Below are 22,616 nucleotides of genomic sequence, written 5' to 3' on the forward strand. Positions count from 1 at the left end.
CTGCACATCGTCTGTGCACTAGAGCGTATTTCTGCCTGGCCACGGTTGTCTATCTGGCTGTTAGGCCTTCATTTCGACCGAGTACAGCGTCATTGGCAAGCTCGAGGCCACGTCAAACATACAGCCCGTTTCAACGCCCACTTTGGCGATTTCACTGGCGCTCAGTTGCGAATACACCGCGTGCATTGCGCCAATGGCATAATCTCGGCCACTGCCGCTGGCCCAAAAACGCTCAAATTCATACACTTCGCGCAAGCTATACACGCCAAAAATACCGTATCGATTCACAATCAACACCGTCATCTGGCTCGATTCATACGCGTCGTCGTCTTCTTCGTCGGTTTTTAGAAAAAAATCGTCTTTTAATTTGCGATGTAATTTGCGGAATGATTCAAAAATGGCGGCGCGATTAGAAAAATCAAGCTTTTTGATTTTTTTTAATGCCGATTGCAAAACCAAATCGTGTGCGGCGCTACCGCAAATGGCGAAATAATTATCGTCATATTGAAAAATCTTATTCCAGCGCGCATCGTCCATCGCGGCTAAACGCGTGTCACCAAAAGTCGACTGGCTATCAGCGGCAATGGCGCAATGCCCGTCTTTTTTTACTACAACAATGGTCGTCATTGTCAGCTCTCCTGCTAAAACTAATGCTGCACTCGCTTTATGTGGCTTGTTTTACTAAGGCAACTAAACGCAATAAAGCATGGTATACCGTTGCCATCCTTACTGCTGAACGGTTACCAGCAAATACCTGCTTTTCGGTATGAATCCCTTCTGGCGTTGCAAAGGCAAACCAAACGGTGCCAACGGGTTTGTCAACACTGCCACCGGTTGGCCCTGCCACCCCAGAAACGGCCACCGCCCAACGCGCCGCCGCACCATCAGCAGCGCCTTGCGCCATCGCCGCCACCACCGGCTCACTCACCGCACCGAGCCCATCAATAAACGCTGCTGGCACATCAAGCAGGCTGACTTTGGCTTGATTGGCATAGGTAATATAGCCGCGCTCAAACCAGGCACTTGATCCGGCAATTTCGGTCATCGCGCCCGCAATCAAACCACCGGTGCACGATTCGGCCGTTGCTACCGTTTCACCACGCGCCAAGAGTAATTGCCCTAATTCGCTCGCCAAAGTTTCAATTTCAGAACTAAACATGATGCGGGCCCAATCGAGTCTTCAAAAATAGGCCTATAGCCCATGGTGAATGCCAGCGTGTACTGGCGCTAAGTGCTGAGCGATGTTTTGCCCACAGCCCATTAAGACACTTCTTCTACTGCTGGCGCTTGAATAAAATGCTCGCGGTAATATTTCAACTCATCAATCGATTCGACAATATCGGCCAAAGCGGTATGCGCGCCACGCTTTTTAAAGCCTTTGGCAATTTGCGGTTGCCAACGTTTGCAGAGCTCTTTCAGTGTCGAAACATCTAGATTGCGATAATGGAACCAGCTTTCTAATTGCGGCAGGTATTTCACCAAAAAGCGCCGATCTTGATGCACTGAGTTACCACACAATGGCGATACACCTTTGGGCACGTATTGCGAAATAAATTCAATCAATTGCGCTTCAGCTTGCGCTTCGGTGGTGGTTGATGCTTTTACTTTGGCGGTTAATCCCGAATTACCGTGGGTTTTAACACACCATTCATCCATTGAGTCGAGCAAGGCGTCGTCTTGGTGAATCACAAAAACAGGGCCTTCGGCGACGATATTTAAATCATTGTCGGTAATGACCACGGCAATTTCGATGACACGGTCGGTTTCAGGCTCCAAACCCGTCATTTCCATGTCGACCCAGATGAGTCGGTTCTGGTCTTGTGGCATACTGAGCAATTCCCGAGAAAAAACATCATTTTACTTCATGACTGACCTTTTTAGCGCTACACAATTTTCACTACTTTTCTTGTTTGCCCTGATGGCGAGTGTTTTATTACAGCTTTGGTTAGCACTGCGTCATGTCAACCATGTAAAACGACATAGCAAGGTGGTGCCTACTGAATTCGCCGAGCAAATTACCCTCGCCTCACATCAAAGAGCGGCGGCGTATACCATCGCTAAAACTCGGTTTGGCATGCTCACCACTATTTTTGATGCCATGATCTTGGCAGCGTTTACTTTGGGCGGCGGTATTGCGTGGTTATCCAATCTCACCGCACAGTGGTTTACTCCCGATAGCCTCGGCCACGGCATTGCGCTGATTGCTAGTTTAGCGGTGGTCAGTAGCATCTTGTCGTTGCCGTTTTCTTTGGTCTCGACCTTTGTCATCGAATCGCGCTTTGGTTTTAACCAAATGAGCGCCAAGCTGTTTATCACCGACCTGGCCAAAACCACGCTGATCGGTGCCGTGATTGGCCTGCCATTAATTGCGGCGGTCTTGTGGCTGATGGGCGCGATGGGTGAATATTGGTGGCTGTGGGTTTGGATAACCTGGTTGGGATTTTCGCTGACGCTGATGTGGGTGTTTCCAACCTTTATCGCGCCGCTATTTAATAAATTCATTCCGATGGAAGACGGCGAAGTGAAAGCGCGGATCACTGCCCTACTCACGCGCTGCGGCTTTCAATCGAATGGCTTATTTGTGATGGATGGCAGCAAGCGCTCATCGCATGGCAACGCCTACTTTACTGGCTTGGGTAAATCCAAACGCATCGTGTTTTTTGATACGCTACTGAAGCATTTATCGCCGTCAGAAATCGAAGCCGTTTTGGCGCATGAATTAGGTCACTTTAAGCATCGCCATATTGTGAAACGCATCGTCTGGACTTTTGCACTGATGCTGGGCTTTTTATGGCTGTTGGGTCAGCTCAAAACCCAGTTGTGGTTTTACCAAGGTTTGGGTGTAGCCACGCCATCCACTGCGGCGGCTTTATTGCTGTTTTTTATGGTGCTGCCGGTGTTTACTTTTTTGTTTTCACCGCTGAGCTCGATGATGTCGCGCCGGCATGAATATGAAGCAGATGCCTTTGCGGCCAGTCAAAGCTCAAGCGCAGATTTAGTCAATGCCTTGGTTAAATTGTATCGCGACAATGCCGCAACACTGACACCAGATCCTTGGCATAGCTTGTTTTATGACAGCCATCCGCCAGCCAGTTTACGTATTGCTGCCTTGCAACGACTGGCAGTGTAATTAGGTTTGGGCTTATGCAATGGCTTGGACTACAACAGAGAAAACCAACACTGGAGCTCTGCGATGTCGTTAAATACCGAATCTTGTATTCAAGCTGCGCCCAAACTTGATGCGCTGGCCGTTGAAATGCTGTGTACCGAGCTAGACGATTGGTTTGTCGTGAATGACAGCCTTGAAAAAACGTTTCGCTTTCGCAGTTTTTATGAAACGATGGCGTTTACCAATGCGGTGGCGTTTATTGCCCACCAGCATAACCATCACCCCGATATCCAACTGAGTTTTAGCCGTTGTAAACTGATATGGAATACCCATTCAGCCAACGGCTTAACTCGTAATGATTTTATCTGCGCCGCGAGCGTAGATGCACTTCCAAAGGCCTCATGACCGAAACAGCCCGCATTGTGACTAGCTACGGCAAGGTTTACATCGTAGAACTTGCCGATGGCCGCCGTCTTTCCGCCTCAACCCGAGGCAAAAAAACCGATTATGCCTGTGGTGATCAAGTTGATATCGACGTGCTCAATCTCGAGCAAGCCGTGATCAATAAAGCCTTGCAGCGTAAAACCCTGCTCTATCGCTCTGATGCTTGGCGCAGCAAAATGATTGCCGCCAATGTGACGCAGATTGTGATTGTTGTCGCCACTGAGCCGAGCTTTTCCGATGAGCTGATTAGCCGCGCCCTCATTGCCGCCGAAGCCGAAGGCATACGCCCAGTAATTTGCCTGAATAAGTGCGATTTGCCAGTGGCTGATGCCGCCAGAGAACGTTTGGCGTATTACACGGGCTTGGGCTACCCCGTGGTTGAGATTTCCGCCAAACAAGATTTAAGCCCGCTGACGCCTTGGCTAGAAGGTCAAGTATCAGTACTGGTGGGGCAATCGGGGATGGGGAAATCCACCATTACCAATGCCTTGATTCCAGAAGCCAATGCCCGCGTAAAAGAAATCTCCACCGCGCTCGATTCGGGTAAACACACCACCACGCACGCTCAGCTGTATAAACTGAATGCCACTTCTGAGCTCATCGACTCACCCGGTTTGCAATCTTTTGGTTTGGCACATATTGGGGTGGAAGACTTACCCCGCTTAATGCCCGACATGGCGCGCCACCTTGGACAGTGCCGCTTTCACAATTGTCGCCACCGCCAAGAGCCCGGCTGTGCCATTCATGCCGCGATTGCCGAAGGCACAATTTCACAAGAGCGTTTAAACTTTTTGCAACGTCTGCAAGACGAACTCAGCGCAGCCGCTGCCAGTAAATATTGAGGTATTCATCTGTGGGCTTTACCCAATAAAGCCCACAGAAATATACCCAAACCTCACCGCCAACGCTTTATTTCAAACGCTGCTTACGCCGCTGATGCAAGCTCCAATAAATCCATAACCGCCACAACAGATGCACCCCGACATAGCAGCACAATGCCAAGATCGCCGCCAACAACGGTAGGCCAATCAAAAGTGGCGTGCCCAAGGCTTGCACCCAAGTCCACATCGCAGGCAGCCAATCACTCCAAGACAGTGCACTCCATGATGGCATTGCGGCCATTTTCAGCACACTCGTACCGCCGGTCACCCAAATCCCCAAGCGATAGGCCAACCAATACAGCGGCCCTATCGTCAGTGGATTGGTATAAAACGTGCCCAAAATCGCCACCGGCAAATTCACTCGAAAGAACAGGGCCAGCATTGACGAGGTAATCACTTGCAATGGCCCTGGAATCAGGCCACCAATCATGCCGATGGCTAAGCCGCCAGCGACAGATTTTCGATTCAGATGGAATAAATTGGGATGCTCAAACCAAGGGGCAAAACGCCGTAAAAAGCGATTGTCTAGCATCGCCGCATGGTCAGGAAGCCAGCGGCGGAGGTATTTTCGAGGCATTCGGTTATTTTTCCAATGATTTAGCTATGACAGACTGTATTATTGCCGCAAAATTCAATGATTCGTTTACGTTGTAGAAAATTATGGTTGCCGTTACTCGTCCTCTAGCCCAATCGATTGCCGAAGCTGCCGATCCCGACCGTTGGTTAATTGCACTTTCTGAGCGTTTTCCACCGCAGGATATTATCCGTTTACGTGAAGCATTAGACTGGGCGGCTGAACTGTATCAAGGCTCAGTCAATCCGGATACACAAACTTCTTTGTTTATTCATGCCGTGGCCAGCGCGTCCATCGTTGCCGATTTACGCATGGATGCCAATGCGGTCATCGCCGCGTTGCTATTTTGTGCGCCCGATAAACTTAGCAACGCCACCGAGCAAATTAATAAGCGCTTTGGCAGCATCGTCACCGCCTTGGTGGAAGGGATTATCAAGGTCAGGCAATTGCGCCAATTGGCGCAGCCACAACACGGCAAGGCCGCGGACTACGCGCAGCAAGTTGAAGCGCAGCGCAAAATGCTACTAGCGATGGTCGAAGACATTCGCGCAGTGCTAATTAAGCTCGCTTGGCGCACGCAAACCATGCATAGCTTGGCCAATGTAAACGAAGAACAACGCCGAATTATTGCCCGCGAAACCTTAGATTTATTCGCACCATTGGCCAATCGCTTAGGCGTTTGGCAAATTAAATGGGAGCTCGAAGATTTAGGTTTCCGCTATTTGCATACTGATACCTATAAAAAAATCGCCAAATTACTCGATGAGCGCCGGGTTGATCGTGAGCATTTTATTGGCGACGTGATCAGTAAACTGCGGAGCGAATTGGCACTCGCAGGTGTAACGCATGTTGACTTAATGGGGCGGCCAAAACACATCTACAGCATCTGGAAAAAGATGCAAAAGAAAAAGCTCGATTTTTCTGAGCTGTATGATATTCGCGCCGTTCGCGTACTGGTAGATGATGTTAAAGATTGTTATACGGTACTCGGCATTGTGCATAATCTATGGCAGCCGATTCCCGGTGAGTTTGACGACTATATCGCCCAGCCCAAAGGCAATTTTTATCGCTCTTTACATACCGCGGTAATTGGCCCTGCAGATAAAGCGGTTGAGGTGCAAATTCGCACCTTCGATATGCACGAACACGCGGAATTTGGCGTTGCGGCGCACTGGCGTTACAAAGAAGGCGGCAAAGGCGATTCACGCTATGAAGAAAAAATTGCTTGGCTACGCCAATTGCTCGATTGGCGCGAAGATTTAGCCAATGAAAGTGATTTTTCGGATGCGTTTAAGGCAGAATTATTCGACGATACGATTTATGTCCTTACGCCAGCGGGTCGCGTTATTTCACTGCCTAAAGGCAGTACGGCGGTCGACTTTGCATATCATTTGCATACCGATTTAGGCCATCGCTGCCGTGGTGCCAAAGTCAATGGCGCGATTGTGCCGCTGGGCACGCCGCTGGAAAATGGCCAACGCGTGGAGATTCTAGCCGCCAAAGAAGGTGGGCCAAGCTTAGATTGGTTGCATCAAGGTTATGTGAAAAGCCATCGTGCCAGCCAAAAAATTCGGCACTGGATACGGCAGCAGCATCTGGATATTGCCATCGAAGCCGGACATACTTTATTTGATAAAGAGGCGTCTCGCGCTGGGGCAAGTAATATTAGCCAAGAGCTGATCGCCCAAAAACTCGGTTATAAGCAAATCGAGGATGTGTTTGCCGCGCTAGGCCAAGGTGAATGCTCTTTGCGCGCATTAGCGATGGCCTTTACCGAGTCACTGGCACCGCAAGAAGTCGCCGACCAAACGCCTGAGCTGATGGTTAAAACCGCCCGCGCCAATCAAAGTGGCGAAGGTATTTTAATCGAAGGCATCGATAAATTAATGACGATGCTGGCGCGTTGCTGCAAACCGGTACCGCCCGATCATGTGATGGGCTTTGTGACCAAGGGGCGTGGGATTTCGATTCATCGTACCGATTGCAGTGCACTCAAACGGCTAGCGACTGAAGCGCCAGAGCGACTGATTAAAGCCGATTGGGGGCAATCAGCGGGGCATGTGTTTTCAGTGGATATTTTGGTTGAAACGCTGGAGCGAGCGAGTATGTTGCGCGACTTATCCGACGTGATGGTTAGAGACAAAATCAATGTGACGGCGGTACATACGCAAAACAAAGATGCCCGCTCACAAATGCGATTTACGATTGAAATCCGCGACAACGAGCAACTACAAAAAGTCTTTGTGCGGCTAAAGGATGTCCCGGGCGTGATTCGCGTTTCAAGACAATAAAATCAATAAAAAGAGGCGCACCTCGGTGCGCCTCTGACCATCACGATTGCAGACTACAGCAGTTAGCGATGCTTAATTTCACCGGCTTTAACGATTTTTAGGCAGTTGGTGCCACCGCCCATACCGACCACATCACCAAAAGTAAACGCAATCAAATCACCGATTTGCACAATGCCACGGCGTAGCATTTCTACCTCGGCGCGCACCAATAAAGATTCACGATCGGTATTGTCATGCGACAGCATCACCGGCTCTACATCACGGAACAATGACAAGCGATTGTAGGTTTCGGCTTCTGGCGTTAAGGCATAAATTGGCACACCACTAATCACGCGTGACATCCACAATGCTGACGAACCAGATTGCGTCAAAGCGGCAATGACTTTGACATTCAAATGATTGGACGCAAATAAAGCCGCCATTGAAATAGTTTGGTCAACTCGAGAGTACTCACCATCCAAAATGGCCGCATTGCTGACTTTATAATCTTGTGATTTTTCGGCCTCAACACACACCCGAGCCATCGACTCAACGGTTTCTACCGGATAACTACCCGACGCCGTTTCGGCCGACAACATCACCGCATCGGTGCCATCTAATACCGCATTGGCCACGTCAGACACTTCGGCGCGCGTTGGCACTGGGCTAGAAATCATCGACTCCATCATTTGCGTTGCCGTAATGGTGAGCTTATTCATCGCGCGGGCGGCTTTAATCATGCGTTTTTGTAGTGCAGGAACTGCCGCATCCCCCACTTCAACCGCCAAATCACCACGCGCCACCATAATGCCGTCCGACGCAGTCAAAATGTCTTCTAAATTGCCAATGGCTTCAGTGCGTTCAATTTTAGCAATCAGCAATGCCTTACTGCCCGCGGCTTTAAGTAAGGTGCGGGCCATATACATATCGGCACCACTTTTTGGGAAGGAAACCGCGACATAATCGGCGTGTAACTTAGCCGCAACTTTAATGTCTTCCATATCTTTGGCAGTTAACGCTGGTGCGGTTAAACCACCGCCTTGACGATTAATGCCTTTATTGTTCGAGAGCGTGCCACCGACGAGTACGGTAGTGAATACCTTTGCGCCTTCGACATGATCCACTTGCAGTTTGACTTTGCCGTCATCAAGCAGCAAGACCACCCCGCTTTCCACATCGTTTGGCAGCTCTTTATAATCTAAGCCAACGGTGTTTTGATTGCCCAGCGCGCATTCCGCATCAAGGATAAATTTGGCACCATTTTTTAATTCAATTTTATTTTTTTCAAACTTACCGACACGAATTTTAGGGCCTTGCAAATCCACCATAATGGCAATCGGGCGATTGAGTTTTTTGGCGATTTCACGCACTAAGGCAGCACGATCTAAATGATCTTGTGCTGTGCCATGCGAGAAATTCAATCGGACCATATTCACTCCAGCCACGATCAGTTTTTCCAAGATCGTGACATCATTGGACGATGGGCCTAAGGTTGCGACAATTTTTGTACTGCGTGACATGAATTTCTCCTGAACGAATGCGCTGGCACTATTGACGTATAGCCTAGGGCAACAATCTCCCCGTAGCGTTGATTAATGTCATTTTGCAGCAAGGTAGTCAATTATTTAGCCACAGCCGTGGCAACAGCATCACAACCTACGAGTCAGATCGGCTCCGGTCGGTTGCCATTGGCTTGATCGATTCAAACCCAATATCCAGCCTCCGATCACTGCTGGCAGAAGCACCGCCCTTGCGGTACAATCGCCGCCGTAGTCCTCGTAGTACAACGGATAGTACCAGTGCCTCCTAAGCGCTAGATACAGGTTCGATTCCTGTCGAGGACACCAGCAATGACAAAAGCCCCAATGTGGGGCTTTGTTATTTCTGTTAATGCCGCGCGGCTAATATCGTCCTAAACGACTATTAAATTCATCGAGCAGTTTTTGCTCTTGCTGCCCTTCTTTGCGGAGTTCAGCTTGATTGTGCCGATCGCGTAAAGCCTCAAATGCTTTTACTTTGCGCTCGCAGCTTTGCCAGTCATTTTTATGCCGTTCATATTCCAGCGCTAAACGCTCTACTTCAAAGATTTGCTGATCGGCTGCGCCATCCAATTTGGCTAAAAATAATTGATAATCTCGCCACTGCCCAATCGACATGCCAGTTTGCGCGCTATTGGCCAAGCGAGCGCGGTATTCATTTCGAAAGCCATCCACTTGTTCGAGCTTACTGCGCGCCAATAACCACGCCGCTTGCGCCGCTTGCATTAAGCGTGCCGCGTCTTCACGCTGATCGATTGCCAGCTGCAATAAAAATGCAAAACGAAATTGAGCCACTCAATTACATCCCAAACAATTGCGCCAACTTCACTCTAGCGCCTTCGTAGCTTTCTTGTTCATGAATCCCTTGTTGCAAAAAAGCTTCAAAACCGGGATGCCGGCGTATCGCCTCATCGAGCACCGGGTCGGACCCCGGCACATACGCACCAACACTGATTAAATCGCGGCTACGCTGATAGCGTGCATACAAGTGCTTAAATTTACGCACTAAGTCAAATTCAGGCTGGCTAATAATATCGTGCATTACCCGTGAAATAGAGGCCTCGATATCAATGGCCGGGTAGTGACCAGACTCTGCCAATTGCCGTGATAAAACAAAGTGACCATCTAAAATCGCGCGGGCATTGTCAGCGATGGGATCTTGCTGATCATCGCCTTCTGACAAGACGGTATAAAAAGCCGTAATTGAGCCGCCGCCCTCCCGACCATTACCAGCCCGCTCCACCAATTGCGGTAAACGCGCAAATACCGAAGGTGGATAACCTTTGGTGGCGGGTGGCTCGCCAATGGCCAAGGCGATTTCCCGCTGCGCCATCGCATAGCGCGTTAAAGAATCCATAATCAACAGCACATTTTGCCCTTGATCGCGAAAATACTCGGCAATGCTGGTCGCGTAGGCGGCGCCATACAAACGCAGCAGCGGCGGCGTATCGGCAGGCGCGGCGACCACCACACTGCGCGCACGGCCTTCGTCGCCCAAAATGTTTTCAATAAAATCTTTAACTTCTCGGCCACGCTCGCCAATTAAGCCCACCACCACCACATCGGCCTTGGTGTAACGCGCCATCATGCCGAGCAGCACCGATTTACCCACCCCAGAACCGGCAAATAAACCCAAGCGTTGTCCACGCCCAACCGTCAGCATGGCATTGATGGCGCGTACGCCAACATCCATCACTTGCTTGACCGGCTCTCTATCCATAGGGTTATACGGGCGGGCAAATAAGGGCTGATAGCTATCAAACTGCAGCGGGCCCTTGCCATCGAGTGGCCGCCCCAAACCATCTAAAATTCGATTGAGTAATCCCCACCCCACAGGCACTTGCCGACCATGATCTTCAACGCGCCGCTGCGCCGCTCTGGGCTTGCCAAATTCGGGCTCCCACGCAGAAAAATCCTCCAGTGGAATCACTGCCGCACCCGGCTCAACACCATACACTTCAGCAATCGGCATTAAAAACAGCCGGCTTTCTTGAAAGCCCACCACCACCGCTTCCACTGAATGGCCATTGGGCGTCATCACTTGGCACGACGCGCCAATGGGCAGCCGTAAGCCGACCGCTTCTAGCACCATGCCCGAAACGCGCGTTAAACGCCCGCGCGGCTGCCATGGCCGAATCGCAGTAATGGCCGAACCACAATCATTGAGATAGCTTTGAATTAATTGAATTGGCGCACTCATAGACTAAGCGCGCTCAGCGTCGGCTGCAGGCGCCAACGGCGGCGATGGCGATGGCGGAGACAATGCATCGATGACCGCGGCGGATTCAACATCCGTTGTAACTGGCGATGGCGTTTCGACATGCAAGGTTGCAGGTGCCGCCTGTGTTTCTTCTGCGGGGTATTGCCCCCAAGCTAAATCAGCTCGATCGCTACGTCTTAATACCCTCAAAATATTTTCCCAGCGTGATGCCAAAGAAAAAGACAACTGGGTAGCCGGCGTTTCAATTTTACAGCTGCCACTCAATAAACTAGGATCTGCGACCAAACGCCAAACGTCGTCAGGCAATTCGATTTGTAGCGATGAGTGCAGTAGTTCAAAGTCTTCGGGCGACAAAAATAAGCGCGATGGATTGGTCGCCGTTGGCATCATCGCCAAAGCCTCACGGATTGGCGCCAATAGTTGCTTGGGGTGATTTTGTAATTCGTCACAAATCATTTGTCTTGCCGCCAGCAAAGCCAAATCAAGGACCGATTCGGCCAATTGCGCTTCGCCCTGCGCCAAGGTTTCGGTGATATGCCCTAATAGAGTCAGCAATTGCTGCGTTTCAGCCTCGGCCGCCAAACGGCCGGCCTCTAAGCCCGCTTGAAATCCTTCATGCTGAGCTTGCTGCTGAATGGCTTCAATTTCTTCGGCGGTCGGTAGCGGCAAGCTCGGCTCAAGCGGTAAGACAGGCTCCGGCGCTAATTCCGGCGCGGCATCCTGCTCCGGTGTCGGCTCATCAATGACCTCGGGAGTTTCAACAGCAAGAAGGGGAGGAACGGCCTTTGGCGTATCAAGGAGTGAATTAAATTGCCAGCGCTGAAACTCAGATAGCTCTTCGCGTGGAATCACGCGACGATGGGGTCCTGACATGGTGTTCCTTATTCAACTAAGCCCTCGCCACCGCCGCCGCCCAATACAATTTGTCCTTCATCGGCCAGACGACGTACGATTTTAAGAATTTCTTTTTGCTCGCCTTCAACCTCAGAGAGCTTAACCGGCCCTTTTGCTTCCAGATCTTCACGCAACATTTCTGCCGCACGTTGCGACATATTTTTAAATATTTTTTCGCGTAATGCTTGGCTGGTGCCTTTGAGCGCGACCACCAAAGAATCAGACTGAATTTCACGCATCAAGAGCTGGATACCGCGGTCATCAATATCCAATACATTATCGAAGGTAAACATTTTATCTTGGATTTTTTGTGCCAGTTCAGGATCGTATTCGCGAATATTGGCAACCGCCGAGGTTTCGACTGCGCTGCCCATAAAGTTGAGCATATCGGCCGCCATTTGCACGCCGCCCATGGCGCTTTTTTTCAGCTTGTCTGAGCCAGACAACAGCTGCGTTAAGACATCATTGAGTTCTTTTAATGCGGCAGGCTGTACGCCCTCTAAGGTAGCAATCCGCAGTAAAACATCATTGCGTAAACGCTCAACAAAATGCCCCATAATTTCAGAGGACTGATCTGGCTCTAGGTGCACCATAATGGTGGCAATAATCTGTGGGTGCTCGTTTTTAATCAACTCAGCAACCGCAACCGCATCCATCCATTTTAAAGATTCAATGCCGTTATTGTCATTGCCTTGCAAGATACGGTCGAGCAAATTGGCCGCTTTGTCGGTGCCGAGCGCCTTGGTTAATACCGAACGAATATATTCGTCGGCAGCGCCCAAATTAGCGCGGTTTTGCGTTGAGGCAATGAAATCCCCCAACACTTTGTCCATATCTTCGCGCTTTACCGCGTTCATATTGGCCATGGCAAAACCGAGTTTTTGGACTTCTTTAGGCCCTAAAAACTTAAAGATTTCAACCGCACAATCCTCACCTAAAGACATCAGTAATAAGGCACCACGATTAACGCCGTCTTCATTCATATTGGCTGCCATCTAGATGCACCCCTAAGTCATTTTATTCGGATCAGATTTATCGGTATTAACCGCCATCCATTCACGCAAAATCGTTGCCACCATTCGCGGATCATTTTTGGCCAATTCTTTGGCTTGTTGCAGTAGGTCAGCAAAGGCAGACATTTTCTGCTGATCGTCTTCGCTCTCACTACCCTGCCCTTTCGAGTCTGGCGAGAAGTGCTCACCGACAGGCATATCCCCCAAATCAAGCTCGGTGATGCGGGCCTCTTCGCGAGAACGCGTGATGTCTTTCATCAGCGGTCGAACGATAAAGAAGAGTAAATAAATAACGGCCACTAAAATCACAACCGCTTTTAAGACGTCTGGGCCATTGCTTTGCACATAGCTTAAAGCGCGATCTTGCAATGGTTTTTCTTCCAAAGGAATGGATTCAGCAAAAGCGGCATTCACCACATTCACCGAGTCACCACGCTCTTTGTTATACCCAATCGCTTCTCGCACTAGATTATTAATCTGCAGCATTTCTTGCGGTGTGAACGGCACATACGACAACTTGCCGTCTTTATCTTTGCCTGCCTTGTAATTGAGCACCACAGCAGCAGAAAGTCGCTTAATCGAGCCAACCGACTGCTTCACATGTTGGATGGTTTTATCCACTTCAAAATTAGTGGTCGCCTCTTTGCGCGAATTACTTTGCGTTGCTGGCAATATCGCGCTGGCACCAGAGGCAATCGGCGCCGTAATCGGCGCTAATGCAGCGCCTGGCGGCTGATTAGACAATGCCCCCGGTACGCCCATCGCCATCTCTTCGCTCGATTTACCGGCTTGCTCCAAAGATTGCAAGCTACGAATTGCGGCGGCATTGGGCGGTGAGTTCGGGCGATACGTTTCTGAGGTTTGTTCGATTTCAGAGAAGTCGAGCTGCGCCGTTACCTCGGCACGAACATTCCCTTTACCGACAATCGGCGCCAAAATCGTTTCCAACCGCTCAACAAAACCTCTTTCAACGGTATTCACATACTGCAGCTGACGCTGATCTAAGGTGCCCTTATTCAGGTCTGCGGAACGCGATAATAAATTGCCGTCTTGATCGACCACCGTCACATTGGTCACCGGCATACCGGGAATACTCGATGACACTAAATGGATAATGCCGGCGACTTGGCCGCCATCGAGCACGCGGCCAGGATGCAAAGTGAGCACAATCGATGCCGATGGCTTTTGCTGGTCGCGCAAAAATACCGTTTGCTTTGGCGTTGCCAAATGCACACGGGCTTTTTCAACTGAAGAAATACTCTCAATCGAGCGAACTAACTCACCTTCGATCGCTCGTTGATAATTGACTTGCTCGGTAAACTGAGAAACACCAAATTTCTGATTGTCGATTAACTCAAAACCAGTATTGGCTGCTTTAGGCAGGCCTTGTGCGGCGAGTTTAAGCCGGACATCGTAGATTTTTTCTGCGGGAACTGAAATCATTCCAGCATCGAGTTTGTAGGGAATATTGAGCTGCTGCAAAGACTGGATGACTGCGCCACCGTCTTTATCCGGCAAATTGGTAAATAAGATGCGATAAGCTGGTTCGCGTGACCAAAGCAACGACCCCACAACTGCCGCAACAATAATGGCCACCATCACCATGGCCAACATTTTACGCCCAGCAGGCATCTCGCTGAAGCGCTGACGCAGCCCACCGAAATTTCCTGCCCTAACTATGGTGTTATCTGTCGCGACGCCCGCTTCTGCCATACCTTACCGATTTTCAAGGTGTCAGGTTTATACCTGCATATTCATCACTTCTTGATAGGCAGTCACTAACTTATTGCGCACTTGCACCATGGTTTGAAAACTCAAACTGGCTTTTTGCAATGAAACCATCACATCTTGTAAATTCGCGTCCGAATCGCCCGACTGAAAAGCCGCTTGTTGAGCTTGTGCGCCTTGCGAGACTTGGTTCACTTGGTCGATGGATTGTTTTAGTAACTCGGCAAAATCAGGCGCCCCTGCTTCAGTTGCCTTCGCTACTGGCTGACCAGATGCTAAAGCAGACATCGACCTTAATTCGCCGAGAACCTGATCTATTCCTTGCACGCTCATAACTACCTATCCTTCTTGGCAAAATTGTAGGGGCGCATGGCGATGGCGGCAAGCAAATACTGCGCCTTGTCGCATCAAATCGGTAAATTTCCGTCTTGTTCACGGTATTGTGCCAATTTATAGCGCAAAGTTCGCTCGCTCATCCCCAGTTTCTCTGCAGCGGCTTTCCTCACCCCTTGCGTTGACTTCAATGCTTCAAGAATTAGATTTTTTTCCATGTCTTTAATATTGCCAGAGGCAGCATTGACTTCGACAGTTTGGCAATCGCTCAAACTAGCGGCAGAATTTGCCGCATCCGATGGCAAATACAAATGCTCGACGGCAATTTCATCCCCTGGCGCTAAAATTAAAGCACGCTGAATCACATTATCTAACTCACGAATATTCCCTAACCAGCGATGTGCTTTAAGCGCTTGCTCTGCAGCTGGCGTCAAATTAGGCAAGCGGCGCTGGTAGGCAACTGAATACGTAGAAAGCATAGATCGTGCCAAAGGGATTAAGTCTTCCAAGCGCTCGCGTAGCGCTGGAATACGCAAAGGAAATACATTCAAACGATAGAATAAATCTTCGCGAAAACGCCCAGCTTTGACCTCCAGGCTTAAATCACGATTGCTGGTTGCCAAGATACGAATATTCAAACTAATCGATTTCACGCCACCAACTCGCTCCAATTCTCGCTCTTGCAACACCCGCAGTAATTTGGCCTGCAATGCCAACGGCATCTCTGTCACTTCGTCGAGTAATAAAGTGCCGCCTTGCGCCTGCTCGAACTTACCAATGTGATGACTTGCTGCCCCAGTAAAAGCGCCCTTTTCATGACCAAACAAGGTTGATTCAAGTAATTGCTCTGGAATTGCGGCGCAATTAATCGCCACAAATGGTTTATTCGCCCGAGGGCTGTGGCGATGAATATACCGCGCCATGACTTCTTTACCGACACCCGATTCCCCGGTCAACATAATCGAGGCATCGGCCATCGCCGCTCGCCGTGCAATGGCCATTAACTGGCGCATCGCTGGCGCATCGGCCAACACATCATCCCCTTCCATATCAGGCAGGCGATATTTTTCCACTTGCGCCAACAATAAATCCGGTTCAAAGGGCTTGGGTAAGTAATGGCAAGCGCCGGCATGCAGCGCAGAGACTGCACGATCGATGACGCCGTAAGCCGTCATCAACATCACAGGTAACCAAGGATATTGCGCTTTGATTTCTTTCAGAAGGGTATCGCCATCCATCGGCTGCATTTGCACGTCGGAAATGACCATACCGACCCGATGTATTTTTAATAACTCTAAAGCCGCCAAACCATCTTCGGCAGCCAATGCTGGATATCCTCCCAATTCAAGCGTATCAAGCAATGCCTCTCGCAGGGCATCATCATCTTCTACAATTAATACCGGTAAAGCCATGTCCTTCCTTTTTAAATCCTAAGCGCTCTGCCACCATTGCTCGCCAACCATGACAATACTTTTTGCGCCATATCTTTCAAACTAACAATTTCATTCACACCGCCCACGGCAATGGCTTCTTTGGGCATGCCAAAGACCACGCAACTGGCTTCATCTTGAGCAAAGTTATGCGCGCCAGCTTCCCGCATTTCTAACATACCAACCGCACCATCTTTACCCATTCCGGTCAAAATAACGCCGATTGAATTCCGCCCAGCAACATTCGCGGCAGATCTAAATAATACGTCTACCGAAGGTCGATGCCGATTCACCGGCGGCGCTTGAGACAGCTCACAGACATAATTTGCGCCGGATATGCCAAGCAAAAGATGCGAGTGCCCTGGCGCAATATAGGCATGCCCCGGCAAAATACGTTCGCCATGCTCCGCTTCTTTTACCGTAATTCGGCACAGCGTGTCTAAACGATTGGCAAAAGACTTGGTAAACATCTCAGGCATATGCTGTGCAATCAAGATCCCCGGCGCATCAGGTGGCATCGGCACGAGAAACTCTTTTAATGCTTCCGTTCCACCGGTTGAAGCGCCAACAATAATTAATTTTTCTGACTTCATCAGCGGCCTTACCGTCTTGGGCAAGACCGCATCTGCAGTGTAATTCACCGCCATATGCGGCTGAGATAATGCACTTACTTTCGCCTTTGCGGCCATGCGAATTTTCTCTCTAATTTCTTCTGCGTAATCTTGAATACCCTGCGCAATATTTAATTTTGGCTTGGCGATAATATCAACAGCACCTAACTCAAGTGCCCGTAATGCCACTTCAGAGCCCTTTTCAGTCAATGAAGAAATCATCAGTACCGGCGTTGGTTTTAAGCGCATTAAACGAGCCAAAAAATCTAAACCATCCATTTTCGGCATTTCTACGTCCAGTGTAATAACATCTGGATTGAGTTCCCTAATTTTTTCTCGGGCAATCAGTGGATCAGGAGCTGCTGCAACACATTCCATATCTGGCGCAGTATCAATCACTTCTTTCAGTAGACTTCGCATCAATGCAGAATCATCAACGACAATTACTTTGATTTTTTGCCCCATTACGGCCTCCCTAGCGCATTGAGTTCAGTACTCGTACAAGTTTTATGCTATGCGCTCAAGTAACCAGCAAGCGCATAAAGTACTTGGATGCGAGACAACGATGCAAGAAAAATAATGATTTAAGGCTTAAGTAAACAACTCAATATCGCCACCCTCATCAATATGCGTCAAACGAGCGCCATAGCTTTTTTCTCGCTCAACAATCGTATTGTTATGAACTTCTTTTAATTTCCGAATTAAAACGCGTCCAGTTTGCGCAAAAAAATAAACTTTGCGCGGATAGATATCCAACAAATCTTCAGCAACAATTGGAATTCGCTCTAACGATAAAAAGCTTTTTACAAACTCTGAGTTTTTCAGCCCCACATTAGAAACAGTAAAGCCACGTAACACATTACCACCGCCAAACACCTTTGCTTCTAAGCGCGTTTTCTTTGCGCCTTGTTTGAGCAATTGATTGATTAATACTTCCATGGCATACGTGCCGTAACGAGTGGATAAACCATTCACCGTCGCCATCGACTCGGCCGACTCTGGCAGCATAAAATGATTCATGCCGCCAATCCCCGTTACCGGATCACGAATACAAGCGGCAACACAAGACCCCAGCACTGTCACCAGCAACATATCACGGCCAGTAACATAATATTCACCGGGTAATATCTTGGCCGCTTCAATATCAAAATTTTTATCAAAATACAGTGTGGGTGCCAAAACCTCTTCATAAAGGTGAGTTGACATTAGCGGTGTCCCCATTGTGAAATCGCATGCTCTGTTAAGCGATACGTTGTTTTTCCACAAGAAGCATAATAATCAGATAAAAATTGTAGATTTTCAGAATGGCCAACATATAGATGACCTTCTGGTTTTAACAAATGCCCCATTTTTTCTAGAATGACTTTTTGCGTTGGCCGGTCAAAATAAATCATCACATTTCGACAAAAAATTGCATCAAAACGCCCTTGCAATGGCCAGCTGTCATTTAACAAATTAATTTGCTGAAATTCGAGTAATTCACGCAATATTTTTTTGGCTCTGACCTTGCCTGAGTCGCTACCTTTACCTTTTAAAAAAAAGGCTCGTTTTCGCTCCATGGATAATTTTTCTAATTTATCTAAGGTATAAATCCCTGTGGCCCCTGTGGCTAAAACTTGCGTATCTAAATCCGAAGCGACAATTTCAACGTTTGGGTGATTGCTTTGATAGGCCTCAATCGCAGTCATCGCCAAAGAATAAGGCTCTTCTCCAGTCGACGCGGCAGAACACCAAATACGAAATGGCTTTGCTGCGCTTTTTTTCATTTGCTGGGCCAGCATATCAAAATGATAAGATTCTCGAAAAAACGAAGTTAAATTCGTCGTCAGAGAATTAGTAAATTGCTGCCATTCTTCTGAATCAGCATCTTTTTCTAATTGAGTTAAATACTGAGAAAATGAAGTCATATTCAACGCGCGTAAGCGCCGAGCTAGACGGCTATACACCATCTGCTGCTTACTATCATTAAGCCGAATACCAGCACGCTGATAAATCAACTGTACGACTTTGTTAAAGTCTGCAGTGGAATAACTAAATTCATGGGGATCACTAAGCGGCGAATTTGAAACCATAATTAAACCTACGTATATGATCAAAGCCATTGAGAATCAATGCCTAGACGTAAATACCATCAAAATATTCTAGACAAAATGAATAATAGAAAGTAGTAAGAATCATTCTGAACCATTGCGGTACATCACTCTGGGCACACTAAATACAAGAGACAATCAGCCCTCGATTACTAAGGCCTGAAATCGACGTCAAGCCAAAGAAGTGAATCCTCTTTGGCTTGCTCCGTCATTTTTACTTAATTAAAACTCTTCCCAATTGCCATCGTCTCCTCCCAACTGAGACGGTACAGTACGCACAGGCGCCTTACTACTTGGTTTCACCATGGGTGCTGATGGTGCGGAATGAACGACTTTAGGAGATCGAACCGCAGCAGGACGATGAGACATTTGCTCAGCACCTAACTTAAAAATAGCCACGGTTTGCGTTAAGTTACTTGCCTGCTCTTCAAGACTTTCTGCCGCAGCGGCTGCCTCTTCAACTAAAGCGGCATTTTGCTGGGTATTTTCATCCATATGCGTAATAGCTTGGTTGACCTGCTCAATACCCGCACTTTGCTCGCTAGAAGCTGCCGAGATTTCACTCATAATATCTGTCACGCGACGCACCGCACCGACCACATCTTGCATCGTATGCCCAGCTTGATCCACCAATTTAGAGCCCGCTTCTACCTTAAGTACCGAGTCGCCAATCAAAGTTTTAATTTCTTTGGCAGCACCAGCCGAGCGCTGAGCCAGATTACGCACTTCGGAGGCAACCACCGCAAAACCACGCCCTTGCTCGCCAGCTCGCGCGGCCTCAACTGCGGCATTCAGTGCCAAAATATTGGTTTGGAACGCAATGCCATCAATCACCGAAATAATGTCGACAATCTTTTTCGCCGAATCATTAATATCCGCCATGGTTGACACCACTTGGCCAACCACATCGCCGCCTTTCACTGCAATATCAGAAGCACCGATGGCCAATTGATTCGCTTGACGGGCATTTTCAGCATTCTGTTTAACAGTGCTTGTCAGCTCTTCCATACTCGAGGCCGTTTCCTCCAAGCTTGCGGCCTGTTGCTCAGTCCGGCTCGACAAATTGCTATTCCCTGCGGCGATTTCTTGCGATGCCACATTAATGGTGGAAGCCGCCTCTTTGATATTGGCCACAATTTCAGCCAAACGCTCACTGGTGGTGTTGCAGTCTTCTTTCAACTGTCCTAATAAGCCACGATATTCAGCGGTAATTTTTTGCGTTAAATCGCCCTGGGCTAAAGCCCCCAAGACGCGCGCTACATCGCTTAAACCCGCCTCATTAGATTCAACTAACTGATTCATCCCTTCGGCCAATTTCAGCATAAAGCCTTCTTTGCCAGCAGGATCAATACGCCGTGTGAAATCACCATTCACCGCTGCGTCAACCAAGCTACCCACCTCAAGCTCAACCGCAACTTCTTGCGTACGATCAATCCATTCAACAACCGAGCCTAATCGTGTCACGCCGTCTTTAGCAAACACTGGACTTGCGACTAATTTAAATGTTTTGCCTGCCACGGTAATTTGTGAAACATAGGTACTGGTTAAATTAGCCAACAAACTCGATTGATGACTTGGATTTTTATGGAAGGTATCAATATTGGTACCGATTAATTTAGAAACATCAAAAGAAGGCAATACTTTACGTAAATCATTTTGCACACCAGACAACATCGAAATCACTGATTTATTCATATAAACAATCACTCGATTCACATCCGCGAGCATCACATTGGCCGATGTACCTTCCAGCGCACCTAAGATTCGTGCACTTTCATTGGATAACTCTTGTTCACGCAATTCTGCTGCAAGTGCTTCAGTACGATCCAGCCATTCGACCACATAACCTTCACGACCACTTTTCTCATTAACCACAGGATTCACAATCAAAGCAAAAGTACGGCCACCAACAACAATACTGGTTCGATGCTCATTGCTTAAGCGATCTAACATACCGCGCTGATGCGCTGGGTTTTTATGAAAGCCATCGATATTGGTGCCAATAATTTGGCGGGCATTAAATTGAGGCAAATCTTTTTTAATGTCTGATTCGGCATTTTGTAATAAACGCTCAACGGCCCGATTGCAATAAATAATATTGCGATCAGCATCCGCAATCATCACGCTAGTTGATACCGAATCCAATGCCGTTTTAATACGTGCATTTTCAACTGATGCAATTTCTGCTGCACGTAGTTTTAATTGTAATTGTTGCAATTTGGCCATTAAGCTCGAGGTATCATGATTAGCAACTAAAATTTCGGCGCTTAAATCACCCTTTGCGATCCTATCCACCACCTGTTGAACGGATTCTAAATCTCCACCAAGTTGGGTTTTAATTTTACGTAATAATAAACAGCCAACACCGATCACTAAAACGACACCAATAATTGCTGAAATCAAGACTAATAATTTTATTGACTCAGAACTTGAGTTCAGTTCGGAAGCATCATCCAACACATTTTTCTGTTGAATATTTATAAATTCTAATACTTCATCACGGTATGCATTATACGAATCTCGTAGTTCACCCATGACATAAATTCTTGAACCTGCGATATCACCAGAGTCAAACAGTGCTTTGTACTTAAGCTGAGCGGCAAGAAAATTAGCATGCTTTTCTTTCACTTTATCTAAATATTTAGTGGCGTCTTTATCGTCATTTATTTTTGCATTTTCTTCCGCCTCTGCAAAAACTTTATCGATAACGACTTTCGATTTTAATACCCGTTCCCATTCGGCATCCGCTTTTGCTTTATCTTCCGGTGTTGCAGAGCCAATAATTTGCATATTACGCAATGCTCTGGTAACGCCATTCACCTCATTCATCAAATCCTGACCACCAATCAAATGAGGTAGATACTGATTTTTTAGTAAATTGGTCTGGGAAATTGTTTTGCCGCTTGCACCATAGGTAATGCATGCCAGAGCAATAAAAACTAAAACAATGACAGATAACCCCAACACCAGGAATTTACGTAAAGTCATATTGTTCATTGGAATCTCCTTATGCTGCAATAGCTTCAACAAGCGCCATGTCAGCACTCGTCATGAGTTTTTCAATATCAACCAGAATAATCATTCTATTTTCTACAGTACCTAAACCTAAAATATAAGCCGTATCTAATGCCGAACCAAATTCAGGAGCGCTACGCAATTGATCGCTGGCTAATGTCATAACATCAGAAACACCATCAACAACAATGCCCATGGTTCTTTGTGAAACATTAATAATAATAACGACGGTAAATTGATCATAAACAACATTACCAAGACCAAATTTAATTCTGAGATCAACAATAGGAACAATATTCCCACGAAGATTGATAACGCCCTTAATAAATACTGGCGAGTTTGCAATACTAGTTACCGCATCATAGCCACGAATTTCCTGCACTTTTAATATATCAATCCCATATTCTTCTTTGCCTAAGGCAAAAACTAATAGCTCGCGGTTGACCTCATTATCTGACATCATTT

At 47.8% G+C, this 22,616-nt stretch carries 21 protein-coding genes and 1 tRNA gene; 5 read left to right on the top strand and 17 right to left on the bottom strand.

What is annotated here, in order from left to right; translation table 11 throughout:
* Window positions 1-60 precede the first annotated feature (60 nt).
* The 3 genes from HQN60_RS02145 to orn form a co-directional block, all read right to left on the bottom strand.
* Window positions 61-627, bottom strand: a complete 567-nt coding sequence (locus tag HQN60_RS02145; protein ID WP_173532144.1) for an Ntn hydrolase family protein — start codon at window positions 625-627, stop codon at window positions 61-63.
* A 37-nt stretch (window positions 628-664) separates the two neighbouring features.
* Complete coding sequence (locus tag HQN60_RS02150) at window positions 665-1,159, bottom strand: CinA family protein (RefSeq protein WP_173532145.1); 495 nt, start codon at window positions 1,157-1,159, stop codon at window positions 665-667.
* A 101-nt stretch (window positions 1,160-1,260) separates the two neighbouring features.
* Window positions 1,261-1,827: an oligoribonuclease gene (gene orn, locus HQN60_RS02155; protein WP_173532146.1), complete on the bottom strand. Its 567-nt coding sequence runs from the start codon at window positions 1,825-1,827 to the stop codon at window positions 1,261-1,263.
* A 37-nt stretch (window positions 1,828-1,864) separates the two neighbouring features.
* Here orn and HQN60_RS02160 point away from each other — a divergent pair, with 37 nt between their 5' ends.
* From HQN60_RS02160 to rsgA, 3 genes are all read left to right on the top strand, one after another.
* Window positions 1,865-3,130 carry a M48 family metallopeptidase gene (locus tag HQN60_RS02160; RefSeq protein WP_173532147.1) on the top strand — a complete coding sequence of 422 codons (1,266 nt, stop codon included), beginning with the start codon at window positions 1,865-1,867 and terminating at the stop codon, window positions 3,128-3,130.
* Between the two features lie 63 nt (window positions 3,131-3,193).
* Window positions 3,194-3,514 carry a 4a-hydroxytetrahydrobiopterin dehydratase gene (locus HQN60_RS02165; protein ID WP_173532148.1) on the top strand — a complete coding sequence of 107 codons (321 nt, stop codon included), beginning with the start codon at window positions 3,194-3,196 and terminating at the stop codon, window positions 3,512-3,514.
* On the top strand, window positions 3,511-4,395 hold the full coding sequence (gene rsgA, locus HQN60_RS02170) for a ribosome small subunit-dependent GTPase A (RefSeq protein WP_173532149.1): 885 nt from the start codon (window positions 3,511-3,513) through the stop codon (window positions 4,393-4,395). The genes HQN60_RS02165 and rsgA overlap by 4 nt, the downstream gene beginning before the upstream one ends.
* 67 nt (window positions 4,396-4,462) lie before the next feature.
* Here the strand turns inward: rsgA and HQN60_RS02175 are convergent, their stop codons facing one another.
* Window positions 4,463-5,011 (bottom strand): DUF2062 domain-containing protein, encoded by a 549-nt coding sequence (locus HQN60_RS02175; RefSeq protein ID WP_173532150.1) that lies wholly within the window; start codon window positions 5,009-5,011, stop codon window positions 4,463-4,465.
* A gap of 83 nt (window positions 5,012-5,094) precedes the next feature.
* On the opposite strand from HQN60_RS02175, the gene HQN60_RS02180 reads away from it, so the two are divergent.
* Complete coding sequence (locus HQN60_RS02180; protein ID WP_173532151.1) at window positions 5,095-7,299, top strand: RelA/SpoT family protein; 2,205 nt, start codon at window positions 5,095-5,097, stop codon at window positions 7,297-7,299.
* Between the two features lie 62 nt (window positions 7,300-7,361).
* Here HQN60_RS02180 and pyk read toward each other — a convergent pair whose 3' ends face one another.
* Window positions 7,362-8,798 carry a pyruvate kinase gene (pyk, locus tag HQN60_RS02185; RefSeq protein WP_173532152.1) on the bottom strand — a complete coding sequence of 479 codons (1,437 nt, stop codon included), beginning with the start codon at window positions 8,796-8,798 and terminating at the stop codon, window positions 7,362-7,364.
* A 252-nt stretch (window positions 8,799-9,050) separates the two neighbouring features.
* Between pyk and HQN60_RS02190 the strand changes: the two genes are divergently transcribed.
* Window positions 9,051-9,125, top strand: a tRNA-Arg gene (locus HQN60_RS02190).
* Between the two features lie 54 nt (window positions 9,126-9,179).
* Here HQN60_RS02190 and fliJ read toward each other — a convergent pair.
* From fliJ to HQN60_RS02250, 12 genes are all read right to left on the bottom strand, one after another.
* Window positions 9,180-9,611, bottom strand: coding sequence for a flagellar export protein FliJ (fliJ, locus tag HQN60_RS02195; protein ID WP_173532153.1), 432 nt, complete (start codon window positions 9,609-9,611; stop codon window positions 9,180-9,182).
* Window positions 9,612-9,615: 4 nt separating this feature from the next.
* Entirely contained in the window at window positions 9,616-11,016 is a 1,401-nt protein-coding gene (gene fliI / locus HQN60_RS02200) for a flagellar protein export ATPase FliI (protein ID WP_173532154.1), read from the bottom strand.
* A gap of 3 nt (window positions 11,017-11,019) precedes the next feature.
* Window positions 11,020-11,910, bottom strand: a complete 891-nt coding sequence (locus HQN60_RS02205; RefSeq protein ID WP_173532155.1) for a flagellar assembly protein FliH — start codon at window positions 11,908-11,910, stop codon at window positions 11,020-11,022.
* 8 nt (window positions 11,911-11,918) lie between these two features.
* Window positions 11,919-12,926, bottom strand: a complete 1,008-nt coding sequence (gene fliG, locus HQN60_RS02210) for a flagellar motor switch protein FliG (protein WP_254456664.1) — start codon at window positions 12,924-12,926, stop codon at window positions 11,919-11,921.
* Between the two features lie 12 nt (window positions 12,927-12,938).
* On the bottom strand, window positions 12,939-14,657 hold the full coding sequence (fliF, locus tag HQN60_RS02215) for a flagellar basal-body MS-ring/collar protein FliF (protein WP_173532156.1): 1,719 nt from the start codon (window positions 14,655-14,657) through the stop codon (window positions 12,939-12,941).
* Window positions 14,658-14,684: 27 nt separating this feature from the next.
* On the bottom strand, window positions 14,685-15,005 hold the full coding sequence (gene fliE / locus HQN60_RS02220) for a flagellar hook-basal body complex protein FliE (protein ID WP_173532157.1): 321 nt from the start codon (window positions 15,003-15,005) through the stop codon (window positions 14,685-14,687).
* Window positions 15,006-15,079: 74 nt separating this feature from the next.
* Window positions 15,080-16,417, bottom strand: a complete 1,338-nt coding sequence (locus HQN60_RS02225; RefSeq protein WP_173532158.1) for a sigma-54-dependent transcriptional regulator — start codon at window positions 16,415-16,417, stop codon at window positions 15,080-15,082.
* A gap of 11 nt (window positions 16,418-16,428) precedes the next feature.
* On the bottom strand, window positions 16,429-17,511 hold the full coding sequence (locus tag HQN60_RS02230) for a protein-glutamate methylesterase/protein-glutamine glutaminase (protein WP_173532159.1): 1,083 nt from the start codon (window positions 17,509-17,511) through the stop codon (window positions 16,429-16,431).
* A gap of 126 nt (window positions 17,512-17,637) precedes the next feature.
* Window positions 17,638-18,252, bottom strand: coding sequence for a chemoreceptor glutamine deamidase CheD (cheD, locus tag HQN60_RS02235; protein ID WP_173532160.1), 615 nt, complete (start codon window positions 18,250-18,252; stop codon window positions 17,638-17,640).
* Window positions 18,252-19,148 (bottom strand): CheR family methyltransferase, encoded by an 897-nt coding sequence (locus HQN60_RS02240; RefSeq protein WP_254456665.1) that lies wholly within the window; start codon window positions 19,146-19,148, stop codon window positions 18,252-18,254. The genes cheD and HQN60_RS02240 overlap by 1 nt, the downstream gene beginning before the upstream one ends.
* 210 nt (window positions 19,149-19,358) lie before the next feature.
* A complete protein-coding gene (locus HQN60_RS16420) occupies window positions 19,359-22,133 on the bottom strand; it encodes a methyl-accepting chemotaxis protein (RefSeq protein WP_373281538.1) in 2,775 nt (924 codons plus the stop codon).
* A 10-nt stretch (window positions 22,134-22,143) separates the two neighbouring features.
* Window positions 22,144-22,614 carry a chemotaxis protein CheW gene (locus HQN60_RS02250; RefSeq protein ID WP_173532161.1) on the bottom strand — a complete coding sequence of 157 codons (471 nt, stop codon included), beginning with the start codon at window positions 22,612-22,614 and terminating at the stop codon, window positions 22,144-22,146.
* Window positions 22,615-22,616 lie beyond the last annotated feature (2 nt).

Origin of the sequence: Deefgea piscis (genome assembly GCF_013284055.1) — a bacterium.
Lineage (GTDB): Bacteria > Pseudomonadota > Gammaproteobacteria > Burkholderiales > Chitinibacteraceae > Deefgea > Deefgea piscis.

What these genes read in the sequence shown, in the direction of transcription:
- HQN60_RS02240 (WP_254456665.1), bottom strand. Translation starts at nt 19,148, where the DNA reads ATGGCTTTGATCATATACGTAGGTTTAATTATGGTTTCAAATTCGCCG.
- fliI (WP_173532154.1), bottom strand. Translation starts at nt 11,016, where the DNA reads ATGAGTGCGCCAATTCAATTAATTCAAAGCTATCTCAATGATTGTGGT.
- HQN60_RS02150 (WP_173532145.1), bottom strand. Translation starts at nt 1,159, where the DNA reads ATGTTTAGTTCTGAAATTGAAACTTTGGCGAGCGAATTAGGGCAATTA.
- HQN60_RS16420 (WP_373281538.1), bottom strand. Translation starts at nt 22,133, where the DNA reads ATGAACAATATGACTTTACGTAAATTCCTGGTGTTGGGGTTATCTGTC.
- HQN60_RS02175 (WP_173532150.1), bottom strand. Translation starts at nt 5,011, where the DNA reads ATGCCTCGAAAATACCTCCGCCGCTGGCTTCCTGACCATGCGGCGATG.
- HQN60_RS02205 (WP_173532155.1), bottom strand. Translation starts at nt 11,910, where the DNA reads ATGTCAGGACCCCATCGTCGCGTGATTCCACGCGAAGAGCTATCTGAG.
- HQN60_RS02180 (WP_173532151.1), top strand. Translation starts at nt 5,095, where the DNA reads ATGGTTGCCGTTACTCGTCCTCTAGCCCAATCGATTGCCGAAGCTGCC.
- pyk (WP_173532152.1), bottom strand. Translation starts at nt 8,798, where the DNA reads ATGTCACGCAGTACAAAAATTGTCGCAACCTTAGGCCCATCGTCCAAT.
- cheD (WP_173532160.1), bottom strand. Translation starts at nt 18,252, where the DNA reads ATGTCAACTCACCTTTATGAAGAGGTTTTGGCACCCACACTGTATTTT.
- fliE (WP_173532157.1), bottom strand. Translation starts at nt 15,005, where the DNA reads ATGAGCGTGCAAGGAATAGATCAGGTTCTCGGCGAATTAAGGTCGATG.
- HQN60_RS02145 (WP_173532144.1), bottom strand. Translation starts at nt 627, where the DNA reads ATGACGACCATTGTTGTAGTAAAAAAAGACGGGCATTGCGCCATTGCC.
- HQN60_RS02160 (WP_173532147.1), top strand. Translation starts at nt 1,865, where the DNA reads ATGACTGACCTTTTTAGCGCTACACAATTTTCACTACTTTTCTTGTTT.
- orn (WP_173532146.1), bottom strand. Translation starts at nt 1,827, where the DNA reads ATGCCACAAGACCAGAACCGACTCATCTGGGTCGACATGGAAATGACG.
- HQN60_RS02230 (WP_173532159.1), bottom strand. Translation starts at nt 17,511, where the DNA reads ATGGGGCAAAAAATCAAAGTAATTGTCGTTGATGATTCTGCATTGATG.
- fliG (WP_254456664.1), bottom strand. Translation starts at nt 12,926, where the DNA reads ATGGCAGCCAATATGAATGAAGACGGCGTTAATCGTGGTGCCTTATTA.
- HQN60_RS02225 (WP_173532158.1), bottom strand. Translation starts at nt 16,417, where the DNA reads ATGGCTTTACCGGTATTAATTGTAGAAGATGATGATGCCCTGCGAGAG.
- HQN60_RS02165 (WP_173532148.1), top strand. Translation starts at nt 3,194, where the DNA reads ATGTCGTTAAATACCGAATCTTGTATTCAAGCTGCGCCCAAACTTGAT.
- fliF (WP_173532156.1), bottom strand. Translation starts at nt 14,657, where the DNA reads ATGGCAGAAGCGGGCGTCGCGACAGATAACACCATAGTTAGGGCAGGA.
- rsgA (WP_173532149.1), top strand. Translation starts at nt 3,511, where the DNA reads ATGACCGAAACAGCCCGCATTGTGACTAGCTACGGCAAGGTTTACATC.
- HQN60_RS02250 (WP_173532161.1), bottom strand. Translation starts at nt 22,614, where the DNA reads ATGATGTCAGATAATGAGGTCAACCGCGAGCTATTAGTTTTTGCCTTA.